General features: G+C 66.2%; 16 protein-coding genes. 9 read left to right on the top strand and 7 right to left on the bottom strand.

Going from position 1 to position 16,030, the window contains the following annotated elements; all coding sequences use genetic code 11:
* The first annotated feature begins 51 nt into the window (after nt 1-51).
* From Ga0080574_RS15815 to Ga0080574_RS15805, 3 genes are all read left to right on the top strand, one after another.
* Nucleotides 52-1,437, top strand: a complete 1,386-nt coding sequence (locus Ga0080574_RS15815) for an aminotransferase family protein (RefSeq protein WP_076701695.1) — start codon at nt 52-54, stop codon at nt 1,435-1,437.
* A gap of 3 nt (nt 1,438-1,440) precedes the next feature.
* Nucleotides 1,441-2,142: a GNAT family N-acetyltransferase gene (locus Ga0080574_RS15810; protein ID WP_076701691.1), complete on the top strand. Its 702-nt coding sequence runs from the start codon at nt 1,441-1,443 to the stop codon at nt 2,140-2,142.
* A gap of 222 nt (nt 2,143-2,364) precedes the next feature.
* On the top strand, nt 2,365-3,177 hold the full coding sequence (locus Ga0080574_RS15805) for a transglutaminase-like domain-containing protein (RefSeq protein ID WP_076701687.1): 813 nt from the start codon (nt 2,365-2,367) through the stop codon (nt 3,175-3,177).
* A 74-nt stretch (nt 3,178-3,251) separates the two neighbouring features.
* On the opposite strand, the gene Ga0080574_RS15800 is transcribed toward Ga0080574_RS15805, so the two are convergent.
* The 3 genes from Ga0080574_RS15800 to Ga0080574_RS15790 form a co-directional block, all read right to left on the bottom strand.
* A complete protein-coding gene (locus tag Ga0080574_RS15800; protein WP_076701683.1) occupies nt 3,252-3,539 on the bottom strand; it encodes an HU family DNA-binding protein in 288 nt (95 codons plus the stop codon).
* Between the two features lie 141 nt (nt 3,540-3,680).
* The gene (locus Ga0080574_RS15795) at nt 3,681-5,165 is read right to left on the bottom strand and encodes an AMP nucleosidase (protein ID WP_076701679.1); all 1,485 of its coding nucleotides are present in this window, start codon (nt 5,163-5,165) and stop codon (nt 3,681-3,683) included.
* A 154-nt stretch (nt 5,166-5,319) separates the two neighbouring features.
* Entirely contained in the window at nt 5,320-6,189 is an 870-nt protein-coding gene (locus Ga0080574_RS15790) for a branched-chain amino acid aminotransferase (RefSeq protein ID WP_076701675.1), read from the bottom strand.
* A gap of 161 nt (nt 6,190-6,350) precedes the next feature.
* Here Ga0080574_RS15790 and Ga0080574_RS15785 point away from each other — a divergent pair, with 161 nt between their 5' ends.
* The 6 genes from Ga0080574_RS15785 (at nt 6,351) to dxs (ending at nt 11,668) form a co-directional block, all read left to right on the top strand.
* A complete protein-coding gene (locus tag Ga0080574_RS15785) occupies nt 6,351-6,863 on the top strand; it encodes a MarR family winged helix-turn-helix transcriptional regulator (protein ID WP_076701671.1) in 513 nt (170 codons plus the stop codon).
* Nucleotides 6,860-7,561 (top strand): response regulator, encoded by a 702-nt coding sequence (locus Ga0080574_RS15780; protein WP_076701667.1) that lies wholly within the window; start codon nt 6,860-6,862, stop codon nt 7,559-7,561. The genes Ga0080574_RS15785 and Ga0080574_RS15780 overlap by 4 nt, the downstream gene beginning before the upstream one ends.
* Before the next feature lie 124 nt (nt 7,562-7,685).
* Nucleotides 7,686-8,612 (top strand): histone deacetylase family protein, encoded by a 927-nt coding sequence (locus Ga0080574_RS15775; protein WP_076701663.1) that lies wholly within the window; start codon nt 7,686-7,688, stop codon nt 8,610-8,612.
* Entirely contained in the window at nt 8,609-8,851 is a 243-nt protein-coding gene (locus Ga0080574_RS15770) for an exodeoxyribonuclease VII small subunit (RefSeq protein WP_076701659.1), read from the top strand. Before Ga0080574_RS15775 ends, Ga0080574_RS15770 begins: the two co-directional genes overlap by 4 nt.
* A 6-nt stretch (nt 8,852-8,857) precedes the next feature.
* Nucleotides 8,858-9,727 (top strand): polyprenyl synthetase family protein, encoded by an 870-nt coding sequence (locus Ga0080574_RS15765; protein WP_076701654.1) that lies wholly within the window; start codon nt 8,858-8,860, stop codon nt 9,725-9,727.
* Nucleotides 9,728-9,742: 15 nt separating this feature from the next.
* Nucleotides 9,743-11,668 carry a 1-deoxy-D-xylulose-5-phosphate synthase gene (gene dxs, locus Ga0080574_RS15760; RefSeq protein WP_076701650.1) on the top strand — a complete coding sequence of 642 codons (1,926 nt, stop codon included), beginning with the start codon at nt 9,743-9,745 and terminating at the stop codon, nt 11,666-11,668.
* A 312-nt stretch (nt 11,669-11,980) separates the two neighbouring features.
* On the opposite strand, the gene Ga0080574_RS15755 is transcribed toward dxs, so the two are convergent.
* The 4 genes from Ga0080574_RS15755 to Ga0080574_RS15740 all read right to left on the bottom strand — a co-directional run bounded on the left by Ga0080574_RS15755 (nt 11,981) and on the right by Ga0080574_RS15740 (nt 16,007).
* Nucleotides 11,981-13,192 carry a 3-hydroxybenzoate 6-monooxygenase gene (locus tag Ga0080574_RS15755; protein WP_076701645.1) on the bottom strand — a complete coding sequence of 404 codons (1,212 nt, stop codon included), beginning with the start codon at nt 13,190-13,192 and terminating at the stop codon, nt 11,981-11,983.
* Nucleotides 13,193-13,267: 75 nt separating this feature from the next.
* The gene (locus Ga0080574_RS15750; RefSeq protein ID WP_076701641.1) at nt 13,268-14,530 is read right to left on the bottom strand and encodes a TRAP transporter large permease; all 1,263 of its coding nucleotides are present in this window, start codon (nt 14,528-14,530) and stop codon (nt 13,268-13,270) included.
* Complete coding sequence (locus tag Ga0080574_RS15745; protein WP_076701637.1) at nt 14,527-15,021, bottom strand: TRAP transporter small permease; 495 nt, start codon at nt 15,019-15,021, stop codon at nt 14,527-14,529. Before Ga0080574_RS15745 ends, Ga0080574_RS15750 begins: the two co-directional genes overlap by 4 nt.
* Nucleotides 15,018-16,007, bottom strand: coding sequence for a TRAP transporter substrate-binding protein (locus Ga0080574_RS15740; RefSeq protein WP_076701633.1), 990 nt, complete (start codon nt 16,005-16,007; stop codon nt 15,018-15,020). The genes Ga0080574_RS15745 and Ga0080574_RS15740 overlap by 4 nt, the downstream gene beginning before the upstream one ends.
* Between the last annotated feature and the right edge of the window lie 23 nt (nt 16,008-16,030).

Here is a 16,030-nt window from a genome sequence, read left to right as displayed (position 1 = left end):
CCCGCGCAGACCGGCCCGCGCGCCGGAGAGGCTTTTCCGGGAGATATCAAGATGGACGGCACGCTCACGCAAAACGATCTCAGCCACGTTGTCGAGGCGGACAAGGCCCATGTCTGGCACCATCTGGTGCAGCACAAGGCGTTCGAGACCACCGACCCGCGCATTATCGTCGAGGGCAAGGGCATGCGCGTCTGGGACCAGCACGGGCGCGAGGCGCTCGACGCCGTGTCCGGCGCGGTCTGGACAGTGAATGTGGGCTATGGCCGCAAGACCATCGTCGATGCGATCTCGGAACAGCTGCTGAAGCTCAACTATTTCGCCGGCGCCCTGGGCTCGGTGCCCGGCGCGCTCTTTGCCGAGAAGCTGATCGAGAAGATGCCGGGCATGAGCCGGGTCTATTACACCAACTCCGGCTCCGAGGCGAACGAGAAGGCCTTCAAGATGGTCCGCCAGATCGCCCACAAGCGCTATGGCGGTAAGAAGCACAAGATCCTCTACCGCGAGCGCGACTATCACGGCACCACCATCGGCGCGCTCTCGGCGGGCGGGCAGCTGGAGCGCAACGCGCAATACGGCCCCTTCGCGCCCGGCTTTGTCGAGGTGCCGCATTGCCTGGAATACCGCGCGCAGTGGGATCTGACGGGCGAGGCCTATGGCAAGCGCGCCGCTGACGCCATCGAGGAGGTGATCCTGCGCGAAGGGCCCGACACGGTGGGGGCGATCTGCCTGGAGCCGGTGACGGCGGGCGGCGGCGTGATCGTGCCGCCCCCGGGCTACTGGGAGCGGGTGCAGGAGATCTGCCGCAAATACGACGTGCTGCTGCATATCGACGAGGTGGTCTGCGGCGTCGGTCGCACCGGCACCTGGTTCGGCTACCAGCATTACGGCATCGAGCCGGATTTCGTGACCATGGCCAAGGGCGTGGCCTCGGGCTATGCCGCCATCGCCTGCTGCGTCACCTCCGAGCGCGTCTTCGATCTCTTCAAGGACGATGCCAGCGATCCGATGAACTACTTCCGCGACATTTCGACCTTTGGCGGCTGCACCGCCGGCCCGGCGGCGGCGCTTGAAAACATGCGGATCATCGAAGATGAAGGGCTGCTCGACAACACCACTGCCATGGGGGACTACATGATCGACCGCCTGTCCGAGCTGAAGGACAAGCACGCCGTGATCGGCGATGTGCGCGGCAAGGGTCTGTTCCTCGGTGCCGAACTGGTTGCCGACCGCGCCACCAAGGAGCCCGTCTCGGAGAAAGAGGTGGGCGCCGTGGTCGCGGGCTGCAACGCCGCGGGTGTCATCATCGGGGCCACCAACCGCTCGGTGCCCGGCCTCAACAACACGCTCTGCTTTGCGCCTGCGCTGATCGCGACGAAGGACGATATCGACCAGATCGTCGACGCGGTGGACCAGAGCCTTACGAAAGTCTTTGCCTGACCCATGTCCCAGAACAGGATGAACGATCTCGGTCAGCCCGTCGGCCTTCCGGTCGACGGGTCTTTTCCGCGCCCCCGCCCGCCGCATGAACCGCTCGACGGGCGCTATGTGCGGCTGGAACCGCTGAGCCCCACCCATGCGGCAGGGCTCTACGAGGCCTTTGCCGAGGATACCGACGGGCGCAACTGGACCTATCTGCCGCGCGGCCCCTTTGCCGATCTCGCCGAGGCCGAGAGCTGGGCGGCAGAGGCGGCGCAGAGCGAGGATCCGCTCTTTTTCGCCATCTGCGATCCTGACGGCACGCCGCTGGGCTTTTGCTCCTACCTGCGCATCGACCCGGCCAACGGGGTGATCGAGGTGGGTAATATCCACTACGCGCCAAAGCTCCAGAAGAGCGCCGCCGCCACCGAGGCCATGTATCTGATGATGGCGCGCGCCTTCGACACGCTGGGGTATCGCCGCTACGAATGGAAATGCGACGCGCTCAACACGCCGTCGCGTCGGGCGGCGCAGCGGCTGGGGTTCAAATACGAGGGCACCTTCCGGCAGGCGGTAATCGTCAAGGGCCGCAACCGCGACACCGCATGGTTCTCGATCGTCGACCGGGAATGGCCCGAGGTGAAAGCCCGGCTGGAGGCCTGGCTCGCGCCCGCGAACTTCACCGAAGACGGGCGGCAGAAGGCGGCGCTCGCCAGCCTGGGCTGAGCGCGGCGGAAAGGCCGGGACGCCTCCGGCGGGAGTATTTTCCGGAAAGATGAAAGCGCAGGTGCCGAGCCGCTGGGCAGTTTTTGCCCGCCCGCTTTGCGATGCGCGAAACCCGGCGCCGATCCGCAGCCATGTTTCGACAAATGCCGCGCCATGGCCTATGAGGGAGAGGACGGGCGCGCGGCGGGTGCCGCCAGCGCCCCAACCGGAGGGCCACGCGTCATGCGCATCAAATTCGGCTGCCGCTTTCATCTCGACCTGCCGCAGCCCACGCCGATGATCGCCCTGCTCAGCGCGCATTACTCGCGCGCCGGCGATCTCGAACGCCCCGATTATGTCGTCACCACGCCGTCGGTGCCGCTGACCGCCTATCGCGACGGGTTCGGCAACTGGTGCACCAAGCTGGTGGCCCCCGCCGGCGCCTTCAGCATCGGCAGTTCCGGCGTGCTGCACGATACGGGCGCGCCCGATCCGGTGCCGCCCGACCTGCCGCAGACCCCGGTGGAGGCGCTGCCGGAGGACACGCTGACCTATCTGCTGGGCAGCCGCTATTGCGACACCGACCTGCTCTCGGACGAGGCCTGGCGGCTCTTCGAGGCGGTGCCCTCGGGCAGCCGGCGGGTGCAGGCGATCTGCGATTTCGCCCATCGGCATGTCACCTTCGGCTATGAGCATGCGCGCGCCACCCGCACCGCCTCGCAGACCTATGCCGAGGGGCGCGGGGTCTGTCGCGATTTCACCCATCTCGCCGTCACGCTCTGCCGCTGCATGAACATCCCGGCGCGCTACTGCACCGGCTATCTGGGCGATATCGGCGTGCCGCCGCCCTATCCGCCGGGGGATTTCTCGGCCTGGATGGAGGTCTATCTGGGCGGCGCCTGGTGGGTTTTCGATCCGCGCAACAATGCCTCGATGCCGCGCATCGGGCGGGTGCTGGTGGCGCGCGGGCGCGACGCGGCGGATGTGCCGCTGATCCACAGCTTCGGGCAGAACACCCTTACCGGGTTCGAAGTCTGGACCGAAGAGACCGCCTGACATCCGGGCAGGAAACGGACAAGAAAAAAGGGCCGCCGGAGCGACCCTTGGTGCTTGCAGGCAGCGGAGGCAAATTAGCCGTTCACGCTGTCCTTGAGAGCCTTGGCAATGGTCATCTTGACCTGCTTGTCGGCCTCTTTCTTGAACTGCTCGCCGGTGGCGGGGTTGCGCACCATGCGCTCGGGGCGCTCGCGGCAGTAGATCTTGCCGACACCGGGCAGGGTCACGGCGCCGCCGGCGGCCACTTCCTTGGTGATGATATCGGTGATCGCGTCCAGCGCGGTGGTCGCGGTCTTTTTGTCGGCGCCCATCTCTTCGGCCAGAGCAGCCACCAGCTGGGTCTTGGTCATCGGTTTCGCCATTTCATGGTCTCCTTAACTGCCCGAAGGATTGGGCCTCATCGCGGGAATATAACATCATATGGAGTTCAATCACAACGATTAGGGGAGGTTTGCAAGTGAAAACTGCGCATTTTGTGTCGGTTTGGGCCGTTTTCCGCTACGTCAGAGAAAAGCTGTTTCCTCGAAGCTACGCAACTTCCGGCTGTGCAGCCGTTCCAGCGGCATCCCCCTCAATCGTTCCATGGCGCGTATACCGATCATCAGATGGCGCGCAACCTGAGTCTTGTAGAAATCGCTCGCCATGCCGGGCAGTTTGAGCTCTCCGTGCAGCGGTTTATCGCTCACACAGAGCAGCGTCCCGTAGGGCACGCGGAAACGGAAGCCGTTGGCGGCGATGGTGGCGCTCTCCATGTCGAGCGCCACGGCGCGGGATTGCGACAGGCGCTGCACCGGGCCGGACTGGTCGCGCAGCTCCCAGTTGCGGTTGTCGACGCTGGCCACGGTGCCGGTGCGCATGATCCGCTTGAGATCGTAGCCGTCGAGCTGGGTCTCCTCGGCCACGGCGGTCTCCAGCGCCACCTGGATCTCGGCCAGCGCCGGGATCGGCACCCAGACCGGCAGGTCGTCGTCGAGCACCTTGTCCTCGCGCAGATAGGCATGCGCGAGCACGAAATCGCCAAGGCTCTGCGAGCTGCGCAGGCCGGCGCAATGGCCGACCATCAGCCAGGCATGCGGGCGCAGCACCGCGATATGGTCGGTGGCGGTCTTGGCGTTGGAGGGGCCGACGCCGATATTGACCAGCGTGATCCCCGAGCCGTTGGCGCGTTTCAGATGGTAGGTGGGCATCTGCGGCATCTTGGGGCTGAGCGGGATCTCGGCCTCCGGGTCGGTGATCTCGACATTGCCGGTGGAGACAAAGCTCACATAGCCGCTGTCGGGATCGGCCAGCCGCTCGCGGGCATAGGCCTCGAACTCACTGACATAGAACTGGTAGTTGGTGAAGAGAACGTGGTTCTGGAAATGCGCCGGATCGGTGGCGGTGTAATGCGCCAGCCGGGCGAGCGAATAATCCACCCGCTGCGCGGTGAAGGGGGCGAGCGGCCCGGTGCCGTCGGCGGCGGGTTTGGCGACGCCGTTGACGATGTCGTCATTGGTGACGCTCAGATCCGGCACGTCGAACACGTCGCGCAGGATGAAGCGGCCCGCGCCCTCCTGCGGCACCGAGAGATCGGGGTAATTGGCGACGGCGAAATGCACCGGCATCGGCGTGGAAGACAGCCCGATCTGCACCGGCACGCCGTGATTGGTAAGCAGGAGCCCGATCTGCTGCTTGAGATAATGCCGGAAGAGGTCGGGCCGGGTGATGCTGGTGGCATGGGTTCCGGGCGCAGGGACGTGGCCAAAGCTCAGCCGGCTGTCGACCTGGGCATGGGTCGCGGTGGTGATCCGCACCTCCGGATAGAAGGCGCGGATGCGGACGCCGGGGTGACCGCTGGCCATGGCATCGAGGAAACGGTCATGCAGGAAGCCAACCGAGAGATCGTAGAGCTCGCACAGCCGGTCGACGGCGGCGCCCGCATCGGAGAACAGCTCCGGATCGGGGACGTCGGGAGAAACGATTTCCAGCGGTGCCTGACTGTCCTGCATTTCTGCCCCTCGCGCGTGCCGTTTTTCACAGCGTGACACCAAGGGCGGGGGCGTTCAAGCGGCACCGCGACGGCAGGGCCCGGAAAGCGCCGGAAAGCCGGGGCGGTTGCCGGAAGAGACAGGGCGGACCGATGGCCCACCCTGCCCTGCCCGCCTAGCTGCGGACGTGTTTTTCGTAGGTCTCGGCGATGTCGCGGGTGATCGCGCCGACCTCGAAATTGTAATCGCCGATCTGCCCCACCGGGGTGACCTCGGCGGCGGTGCCGGTCAGCCAGCACTGCTCGAAGCCTTCCATCTCTTCGGGCATGATGTGGCGTTCATGCACGGTCAGGCCCTTGTCCTTGAGCAGCCCGATCACCGTCTGACGGGTCAGGCCGTTGAGGAAGCAATCGGCCAGCGGGGTATGAACCTCGCCATCCTTGACGAAGAAGATGTTGGCGCCCGTCGCCTCGGCCACATAGCCGCGGTAGTCCATGAACAGCGCGTCCGAGCAGCCCTTGGCCTCGGCCGCGTGCTTGGACATGGTGCAGATCATATAGAGACCCGCCGCCTTCGCATGGACCGGGATGGTCTCGGGGCTCGGGCGCTTCCACTTGGCGATGTCGAGCTTGGCACCCTTCATCTTGGCGTCGCCGTAATAGTTGCCCCATTCCCAGGCCGCGATCGCGAGGCGCACCGGGTTGCGCGCCGAGGCGACGCCCATATCCGGGCCGGCACCGCGCCAGGCAAACGCGCGCACATAGGCATCGGTGAAGCCGTTGACCTTGAGCACCTCGTCCTTGGCCGCGTCGATCTGCTCGGCGGTGAAGGGGATCTCGAAATCCAGCTCGCCCGCCGAGAAATGCAGCCGCTCGGAATGCTCGTGGCCAAGGAAGATCTTGCCGTTATAGGCGCGCTCACCCTCAAAGACCGAGCTGGCGTAATGCAGCGCGTGGGTCAGGACATGTACCTTAGCGTCCCGCCACTCCACCAGCTTGCCATCCAGCCAGATCTTGCCGTCGCGGTCGTCATAAGCCCCTTCCATTTTCAGTCTCCTTCTAGGTGCTTTTTGCTTTTGTTGCGCGCCTTACGTCCGGTTCGGACATAATGTTGCGTAAAAACTGCGACTCGCTAACAGTTCGCCCTTGGAATGTCAACAAGACTGACTTAAAATGCCGCAAAAGACGGGAGGCGAGAGGCAAGACAATGGCAGACGGGCCTGGCACGCAGGGGCATGGCGGCGAGTCGCTGCTGTATCTGACGGACGAGCAGCTGCGGCAGGGGATCGAGGCAATGTTCTTTGCCTATCGGGGATTTACCGCAGATCCCGACCGGATCCTGCAAAGCATGGATTACGGGCGCGCGCATCACCGCGCAATCCATTTCATCAACTGCGCACCGGGCACGACGGTCAATAACCTTCTGTCGATCCTCGGCGTCACGAAACAATCGCTCAACCGGGTGCTGCGCACGCTGATCGGCGACGGGCTGGTCGAAAGCCGGATCGGCCGCGCCGACAAGCGCGAACGGCATCTCTATCTCACCGAGGCGGGCAAGGAGCTGGAACACAAGTTGTCCGATGCCCAGCGTGCCCGCATGCGTGCCGCCTATCGCCAGGTCGGCCCCGAGGCGGTGGCGGGCTTCCGCCAGGTGCTCGAAGCGATGATGGATCCCGACATGCGCCGGCATTACTCGGGCCTGCGGGAGGTGCGCGGATGAGCGATCCCGACGCACACCTGCTGATCGTCGACGATGACGAGCGCATTCGCGGCCTGCTTCAGAAATTCCTGATGCGGCACGGTTTCCTGGTCAGTGCCGCCCGCGACGCGGCCCATGCCAGGCGCCTGCTCGACGGGCTGGAATTCGACATGATCGTGCTCGATGTGATGATGCCGGGAGAGGACGGCATCAGCCTCACCCGCGCGATCCGCCAGACCAGCACCACGCCGATCATGCTGCTCACCGCCAAGGGTGAGACCGAAGACCGCATCGCCGGGCTCGAGGCGGGGGCTGACGACTACCTCTCCAAGCCCTTCGAGCCCAAGGAGCTGCTGCTGCGCATCAACGCCATCCTGCGGCGCATGCCCGAGACCACCGCCGACGAGGCCGCGCCCAAGCTGCTGAGCCTCGGCCCGATCCGCTACGACATCGAACGCGGCGAGATGTGGAAGGGCGAGGACATGGTGCGGCTCACCGCCACCGAAAGCCAGCTCATGCGGATTTTCTCCGCCCGCCCGGGCGAGGCGCTGAGCCGGGGCAAGCTGGTGGAGGAGCTGGGCCGCGACAAGGGCCAGGCGCAGGAGCGTGCGGTCGATGTGCAGATCACCCGGCTGCGCCGCAAGATCGAGAGCGATCCGAAACAGCCGCGCTATCTGCAAACCGTGCGCGGCGCGGGATATATGCTCGCCCCCGACTGAGCGCCGCTTTTTCGGCCGATCCGCGCGATCCGGGCAATGCGGCTCAAATCTCCGCAAATCGCGGCTTGCCCGGGCGCGGCATTCGCGGAATCCTGTCGTGGATTGAGGTCGGGGAGGCTCCGTCATGACAACCGCGCTGATCACCCACGCCGATTGCCTGGATCACGTCACGCCGGCGGGCCATCCCGAGCAGGTCGCCCGGCTCGACCATGTGCTGCACGCGCTGGCCCCGCTCGATCTCTTGCGACTGGCGGCACCGCCGGCCAGCGATGCCGATCTCGCCCGTGTCCATCCGCAGCGCTATATCGACCGCATCAAGGCTGCCGAGCCCGAAGCGGGCGAGCATCCGCTCGACGAAGACACCTGGATGTCGCCCGGCTCGATGCGGGCGGCGCGGCGCGCGGCGGGGGCGGCGATTCGCGCCGTCGATGCGGTGATCTCGCGCGAGGTGGCGAATGCCTTCTGCGCCACGCGCCCGCCCGGCCACCATGCGGAGCGCGAGAAACCCATGGGGTTCTGTCTGTTCGGCAACGCGGCGCTCGCGGCGACATACGCGCTCGACCATCACGGAATCGAACGCGTGGCGGTGGTGGATTTCGACGTGCATCACGGCAACGGCACGCAGGATCTGCTTTGGGACGAGCCGCGCGCGCTGCTGATCTCGTCGCAGCAATTTCCGCTCTGGCCGGGCAGCGGCGCCGCCACCGAGCGCGGCGGCCATGACAATGTGCTGAACATCCCCCTGCCCCCGGGCAGCGGCGGCGACGAGATGCGCGCCGCCTATCGGCGCGACGCCTTTCCACGGCTCGCCGCGTTCAAGCCCAACCTGATCGTGATGTCCGCCGGCTTCGACGCGCATCGCGACGACCCGCTGGCGCAGCTCGCCTGGTCGACGGAGGATTTCCGCTGGCTCACGCACGAGCTCTGCCGGATCGCGGCGGAACATGCGCGCGGGCGGGTGGTCTCCCTGCTGGAAGGCGGCTATGATCTTTCCGCGCTGGCCGCGTCGGCCAAGGCGCATGTGGAAGAACTGATCGAGGCAGGAAAATGAGCGACACGCCGGTCGAGGAGATGAGTTTCGAGCAGGCCATGGCCGAGCTGGAACAGGTGGTGAACCAGCTCGAACGCGGCGAGGTGCCGCTGGATCAGTCCATCGACCTCTATACGCGCGGCGCCAAGCTCAAGGCGCATTGCGAGAAAAAGCTCAAGGACGCCGAGGAGAAGGTCGCCCAGATCACCCTAGACGCCGAGGGCCAGCCCGCCGGTCTGAAAGCCGCCGAAGGGCTCTGACACCCCATGTTCAGCGAGTCTCTGGAGGCCGGCGCAGGCGCCGTGGCCGACCATTTCGACATGGTGCTGAGCGGTTTCGCCGATCTGCCGGTGACCCATGCGATGCGCTACGCGGTGACCGGCGGCAAGGGTCTGCGCGGCTGGCTGGTGCTGGAAAGCGCCCGGCTGCACGAGGTACCGCAGGCGCAGGCGCTCTGGCCCGCCTGTGCCATCGAGGCGATCCACGCCTACAGCCTCGTGCATGACGATCTGCCCTGCATGGACGACGACGCGCTGCGCCGGGGCCTGCCGACGGTGCATCGCAAATGGGACGAGGCGACCGCCGTGCTGGCGGGCGACGCGCTCCAGGCGCTCGGTTTCGAGATGCTGGGGGACCCGCGCTGCCATGAGCGCGCCGAGGTGCGCGCCGATCTGACGCTGAGCCTTGCGCGGGCGGCGGGGGCGCGCGGCATGGTGCTGGGACAGGCGCTGGACATGGCCGCCGAAAGCACCGCCACGCCGCTCACGCTGGACGAGATCACCGCCCTTCAGGCCGGCAAGACCGGCGCGCTGATCCTGTGGTCGGCAGAGGCCGGCGCGCGGCTGGCTGAGGCCGATCTGGCACCACTCACCGCCTATGCGCAGGGCCTCGGGCTCGCCTTCCAGATCGCCGACGACATTCTCGATGTCGAGGGCGACGCGGCGACGGTCGGCAAGGCGGTCGGCAAGGATGCGGATCGCGGCAAGGCGACCTTTGTGTCGCTGCTCGGGCTCGACGGCGCAAAGGCGCGTGCACAAACCCTTGTGACAGAGGCCTGCGACGCCCTATCTCCCTATGGTAAACGGGCCGATACCTTGCGGGAGGCCGCCCGTTTCGTTATCTCCCGCCGGAACTGAGTGCCAAGGGACGCCATGCCTCACAAGCCCCAAACACCGCTGCTCGACAAGGTCGCCACTCCCGCCGATCTCAAACGCTTCTCGGATGCCGAGCTGGATCAGCTCGCCCATGAGCTGCGGGCGGAGACCATTTCGGCGGTGTCGGAAACCGGCGGCCATCTCGGCGCCGGGCTTGGGGTGGTCGAGCTGACCGTGGCGCTGCACGCGGTGTTCGACACGCCGCGCGACAAGATCATCTGGGATGTGAGCCATCAGGCCTATCCGCACAAGATCCTCACCGGGCGCCGCGAGCGTATCCGGACCATCCGCCAGAAAGACGGGCTCTCGGGCTTTACCAAGCGCAGCGAAAGCCCCTTCGATCCGTTCGGCGCCGGCCACAGCTCCACCTCGATTTCCGCCGCGCTCGGCTTTGCCGTGGCGCGCGATCTCGGCGGGGTCTGCGACACCGGCGCGGGCGATGCGATTGCCGTGATCGGCGATGGCGCGATGTCGGCGGGCATGGCCTATGAGGCGATGAACAATGCCGGCCACCTGAAAAAGCGCCTGATCGTCATCCTGAACGATAACGAGATGTCCATCGCGCCGCCCACCGGTGCGATGTCCTCCTATCTCTCGCGGCTCTATGCCGAGGCGCCGTTTCAGGATCTGAAAGCCGCCGCCAAGGGCGCCGTGTCGCTGCTGCCCGAGCCCTTCCGCGAAGGCGCCAAGCGCGCCAAGGAAATGCTCAAGGGCATGGCCGTGGGTGGCACGCTCTTCGAAGAGATGGGCTTTTCCTATATCGGGCCGCTCGACGGGCACGATTTGCACCAGCTCTTGCCGGTGCTGCGCACGGTCAAGGCGCGCGCCAGCGGGCCGATCCTGCTGCATATGCTGACCACCAAGGGCAAGGGCTATGCCCCCGCCGAGGGCGCCGCCGACAAGGGCCATGCCCGCGCCAAGTTCGACGTGGCCACCGGCGAGCAGAAGAAAGCGCCCTCCAACGCGCCCTCCTACACCAAGGTCTTTGCCCGTGAGCTGACGCGGCTTGCCGCCGAGGATCCGCGGATCTGCGCGGTGACCGCCGCCATGCCCGACGGCACCGGGCTCGACCTCATGGCCGAGCGCTACCCCTCGCGGGTGTTCGACGTGGCCATTGCCGAGCAGCACGGGGTGACCTTCTCCGCCGGGCTCGCGGCGGGCGGGATGCGGCCCTTCTGCGCGATGTATTCCACCTTCCTGCAACGCGGCTACGACCAGGTCGTGCATGACGTTGCGATCCAGCGCCTGCCGGTGCGCTTCGCCATCGACCGCGCCGGGCTGGTGGGGGCAGACGGCGCCACCCATGCGGGCGCCTTCGACATCGCCTATATGGCGAACCTGCCGGGCATGGTGGTGATGGCCGCCGCCGATGAGGCGGAGCTCAAGCACATGGTCGCCACCGCCGCCGCGCATGACGACGGCCCCATCGCCTTCCGCTATCCGCGCGGCGAGGGATCGGGCGTCGAGATGCCGGAAAAGGGCGAGCTGCTGGAGATCGGCAAGGGCCGGATGATCCGGGAGGGCAAGCGCGTGGCGCTGCTCAGCTTCGGCACGCGGCTCTCCGAAGTGATGAAGGCCTGCGAAAAGCTCGAAGCGCGGGGGATTTCGCCCAGCGTTGCGGATGCCCGCTTTGCCAAGCCGCTCGACCGCGAGCTGATCCTGCGGCTGGCCGCGGAGCATGAGGCGCTGATCACCATCGAGGAAGGCGCCGTGGGCGGCTTCGGCAGCCATGTGGCGCAATTGCTGTCGGACGAGGGGGTGTTCGACCGCGGGCTGAAATTCCGCTCCATGGTGCTGCCCGATACGTTCATCGACCACGCCAGCCCCGACGATATGTATGAAAGCGCCGGGCTCGACGCGAAGCATATCGAGGAAAAGGTGCTGACGGTGCTGGGGGTGGAGATGCTCAGCCGTCAGGCGTGAGCGGCTCTTCCGTTCACTTTCGGTATCTTTGCCACTGTACGGGCAACGTTTTTCAGACCGCAGTCAGTCCCCGCGCCTCTGACCCGGAACAAGGCCGCAGGCCGCCGGGCCCAGCGGCTGCCCGTTCGGGCGGGCTGCCGCTTTGGTGACTTCATCGCACAGCTTCGAGGTCATTCGGATCTGGCTAGGATAAATCAAGGGATTCCTCAGTCAGCGCGTCAGCCCACGGGCCGCCGCTGGGCCCGGCTCGCGTTGAGCCTGCGAAAAGGCTTTGGACGGGCAAGATTGCCCGCCCCCTCCAGGCCACAACGCTCAGCGCTTGTGCGTCTCCGCCGAAACCGCGCCTTCCAGCCCGGTGGAGCCATAGAGCCAGTCGACGATATCGTACCAGTTCTCCGGCGATTTCGCGCTCATCACCGCGTTGCGCAGCTCTGCATGGGCGCCGGCGGGGTGATAGACATGCTGGCCGATCTCGCGCGATTGCAGCTGCACCCGCGCGGTGCGCAGCTCGCGCAGATCCTGATAGGTGCTGAACGCCGTGCTAAGATCGTCATAGGATTCCATGCAATGGGCGAGCGCCACCGCGTCCTCCATCGCCATACAGGCGCCCTGCGCGAAATATTGCAGCATCGGGTGCGCCGCATCGCCCAAGAGCACCACGCGCCCGTCGACCCAATTCGACACCGGATCGCGGTCGCAAAGCACCCAGCGCTTCCAGTTCTGTCCCCGGTCGATGATCTGGCGGGCCACCGGCGCCACATGCTCGAAGCCCAGCTTCACCTCCTCATGGGTGACACTGACACCCGCCTCGGGCGAGGGTGCGTCGTTGTGATAGGTCACCACGAGGTTGAACTGCTTCCAGCCCTTGAGCGGGTAATGCACGATGTGGCATTTCGGCCCGGCCCAAAGCGTCGCCGCGTTCCAGCGCAGATCCTCGGGCATGTCCTCGGTGGGGATCACCGAGCGATAGGTGGTGTGGCCGGAGACGCGCGGCGCGCCGTCGCCCACGAGGCGCTTGCGGATGTTCGACCAGAGCCCGTCCGCGCCCACCAGCATATGGCCGGTGACCCGCTCTCCGTCGGCGAGGATCGCGGTCGCGGTGCTGCCGTCCTGCTCGTAATCGGCGACCTCGGCGGAGGTGCGCAGCTCGACCAGCGGATGCGCCTCGCAGGCGCGCAGGAAGACGCTGTGCAGATCGCCCCGGTGGATCACCGCATAGGGGTTCTTGAACCGGGCACGGAAGGTCTCGTCCAGCGGGATGCGGGTGATCTCGGTGCCGGCGATGGCATCCATCAGGCGCAGATTGTCGATATAGACCGCCAGCTCGCGCGCCTCGTCGCCCACGCCGAGATAATCGAAGGCGTGAAAGGCGTTGGGGCCAAGCTGGATGCCGGCGCCGATCTCGCCCAGCTCGGGCGCGCGCTCCAGCACCAGCGAGCGGAAGCCCTTTTGCGCGAGGCCGATGGCGGTGGCAAGCCCGCCGATGCCGCCGCCGGCGATCAGGATGGGAAGGTCTTGGGTCATGGCAAATCTCCTCTGTTCGGCCAGGACGGGTCCGGGCCGGAGTCTCTTGGGTGGGGGGATTTCAGGTGGTCCGCCCTAGAACGGATGGACCATCCAGGGGATGAAGATCACGGACAGGATGACCAGCACGGTTGCCAGCACATAGGGCACGACCAGCCGCGACAGGGTGAGGATCGGCACCTTGGACAGCGCCGCTGCGATATAAAGCCCGGTGCCCACCGGCGGGGTCAGCAGCCCCAGCACCAGCGTGAGGCTCATCATCACGCCGAACTGGATCGGGTCGATGCCGTATTGCATCGTTGCCACCGGCAGCAGGATCGGCGTCAGGATGATCAGCGCCGCGATCCCGTCGAGGAACATGCCCACGGCGGTCAGCGCCACCATGATCAGCAGCATGAAGATGATGGGATCGTCCGACAGCGAGGTGATGAAGGCCGCCACCGCCTGCGGGATCTGATTATAGGTCAGCACCCAGCCAAAGATCTTGGCCGCCATGATCAGGAACAGCACGATGGCCGAATTGATCACGGTGCGGTCGATGATCGCGGGGATGGATCTCAGCGACAGCTCGCGGAAGATCAGCCCGCCGAAGATCAGCGCCACCACGATGGCCGCCGCCGCACTTTCGGTGGGGGTGAAGATGCCGGCCGAGATGCCGCCCACGATGGTCAGCGGGATCAGCAAGGTCGCGAGCCCCGGCAGCGTCGCCTTCCAGCGCGGGATGTCGGGCAGCCCCGCCCCCGCCGCCAGCGGATTGTGATTGCGCCCGGCCTGCCACATGGCGATCGACACCATGAAGACAAAGAGCATCAGCCCCGGCATGATACCCGCCGTGAACATCTCGGCAATCGAGACCTGCGCGATCACGCCATAGATGATGAACACCATGGAGGGCGGGATGATCGGCCCCAGCAGCCCCGCCGAAGCGGTCAGCCCCGCCGCGTAGCCGCGCTTGTAGCCGTCGCGCTCCATCTCGGGCACCACGACGCGGCTCATCACCGCCATCTGCGCGGTGGCCGAGCCCATGATCGCCGCCAGCGCCAGGTTCGAGATCAGGTTCACGATGACCAGATTGTGCGGCACCCGCGTCAGCCAGACCCGCACGGCGAGAATGATCCGCCGCGTCAGCCCGCTTTCGTTCATGATCTCGCCCAGCAACACAAAGAGCGGAATGGCCAGCAGGTCGAAATTCTCGACCGAGCCGAAGGCGATCTGCGGGATCGCCGAAAGGATCGCCACATTGCCCGAAAACGCCACGAAGGCGAGCGTGGCCCCGATCAGCACGAAGGCGATGGGCATGCCGATGAGCATCAGCCCGAGAAAGACACCGCCGGTCACGCCAGCCTCCCCGTCAGCTTGCCGATGGACTCCGCCAGATGGCCCAGCACATGGATGAGCGCGGTGGCGCAGAAGATCGGGAAAATGTAAAAGAACGGCGCCTTGGGCCAGCCGGTGGTGATGATCTGCTCGAACTCGACGGCGGGCGAGCGCACCCAGCCGATGCCCGCGTTCAGCAGGATCGCCAGCATGCCCGCGATCAGCGCCCAGACCAGCGCGTCGATCCAGGGCTGCGCCACGCGGGGCAGCCTGTCGACCAGCAGCGTCACGCCGATCTGCGCCTTGTCGCGGATCGAGATCGAGACCGCCACCAGCGTCAGCCAGACCAGCAGGATCGCCGCCAGCTCCTCGGCATAGACGATGGGTTTGCCGGCGAGATAGCGCATCGCCACATTGGTCACGATCAGCCCCACGAAGAGGATGACAAGGGCCCGGCTGGCCCAGCGTTCCAGCCGGACCAGCCCGCCCGAAAGAGCGGGAAGGTAACTCACTCGCCCTGCTCCGCTTTCACTTCGCTCTGGAACTCGGCGATGATCGGGTATTGCGCAAAGCTCGCCTGCACCGCCTCGTCGGCAGCGGCAAAGGCGCTCTCGCCGTCTTCGAGATGCAGGATCTCCAGCTTGCCCTCAAGCGAGGCGAGGTTGCTTTCCTCCGCCGTCACCTGGCTCTCCGAGCCCCAGGCCAGCGCCTCGTCCACGACCTCCTGGAAGGCGGCCTTCTGCTCGTCGCTGAGGCTCATCCAGGTCGGGTTCGACACCATCATCACCGAGGGGAATGCCATGTGGTTGGTGATCGTCAGCCCCTTGGCCACCTCGTCGAACTTGAGCCCGACAAGCGCGTCGAGGTCGATGTCGATGCCGTCGAGCAGGCCGGTTTGCAGCGCCTGATAGACCTGCGTGAGGTTCACCGGGGTCGGCACCGCGCCGACCTCGCCCCACCAGACTTTCATCGCCGGGAAGGGCACGATGCGGATCTTCTTGTCCGCCAGATCCTCGACCGAGGCGGCGGGCGCGTCCTGCATCAGGATGTGGCGCATGCCGGCAAAGGTATAGCCCATGCCGTGCAGGTTTGCGCGTTGCAGCTCGTCCAGCATCTTCTGCGCGGCGGGCAGATCGGCGGCGGCCTGCGCCTCGGTCACGTCGGCAAAGAGATGCGGCGTGAACCAGCCCTGCATCGAGGGCGCGCGCAGGCTGGTGATGGCGGCAGTCATCAGACCGGCATCCAGAAGCCCGGCGGAGAGCTGCTGGAACATCTCCTGCTCAGAGCCGAGCTGGCCGGCCGGGAATACCGCGACGGTCAGCTCGCCATCGGTGGCCTCGGGCAGCTTCTCGGCGATGCGGTTGGCGACCTTGGTCCAGACGTGGCTGGGGGGCGTGATCAGCCCCATACGCAGCTCGCGCGCCTGGGCCGCGCCAGCGGCCACGGTGGCCATCAGCGCGCCGACAAGCGCGGATTTGGTGAATTTCGCGAAGATCATGGAAGCTCCCCCTTCTTCGTGAC

This window comes from Salipiger abyssi (assembly GCF_001975705.1).
Taxonomy (GTDB): Bacteria; Pseudomonadota; Alphaproteobacteria; order Rhodobacterales; family Rhodobacteraceae; genus Salipiger; species Salipiger abyssi.
This window is presented reverse-complemented; position numbering and strand designations above follow the sequence as displayed.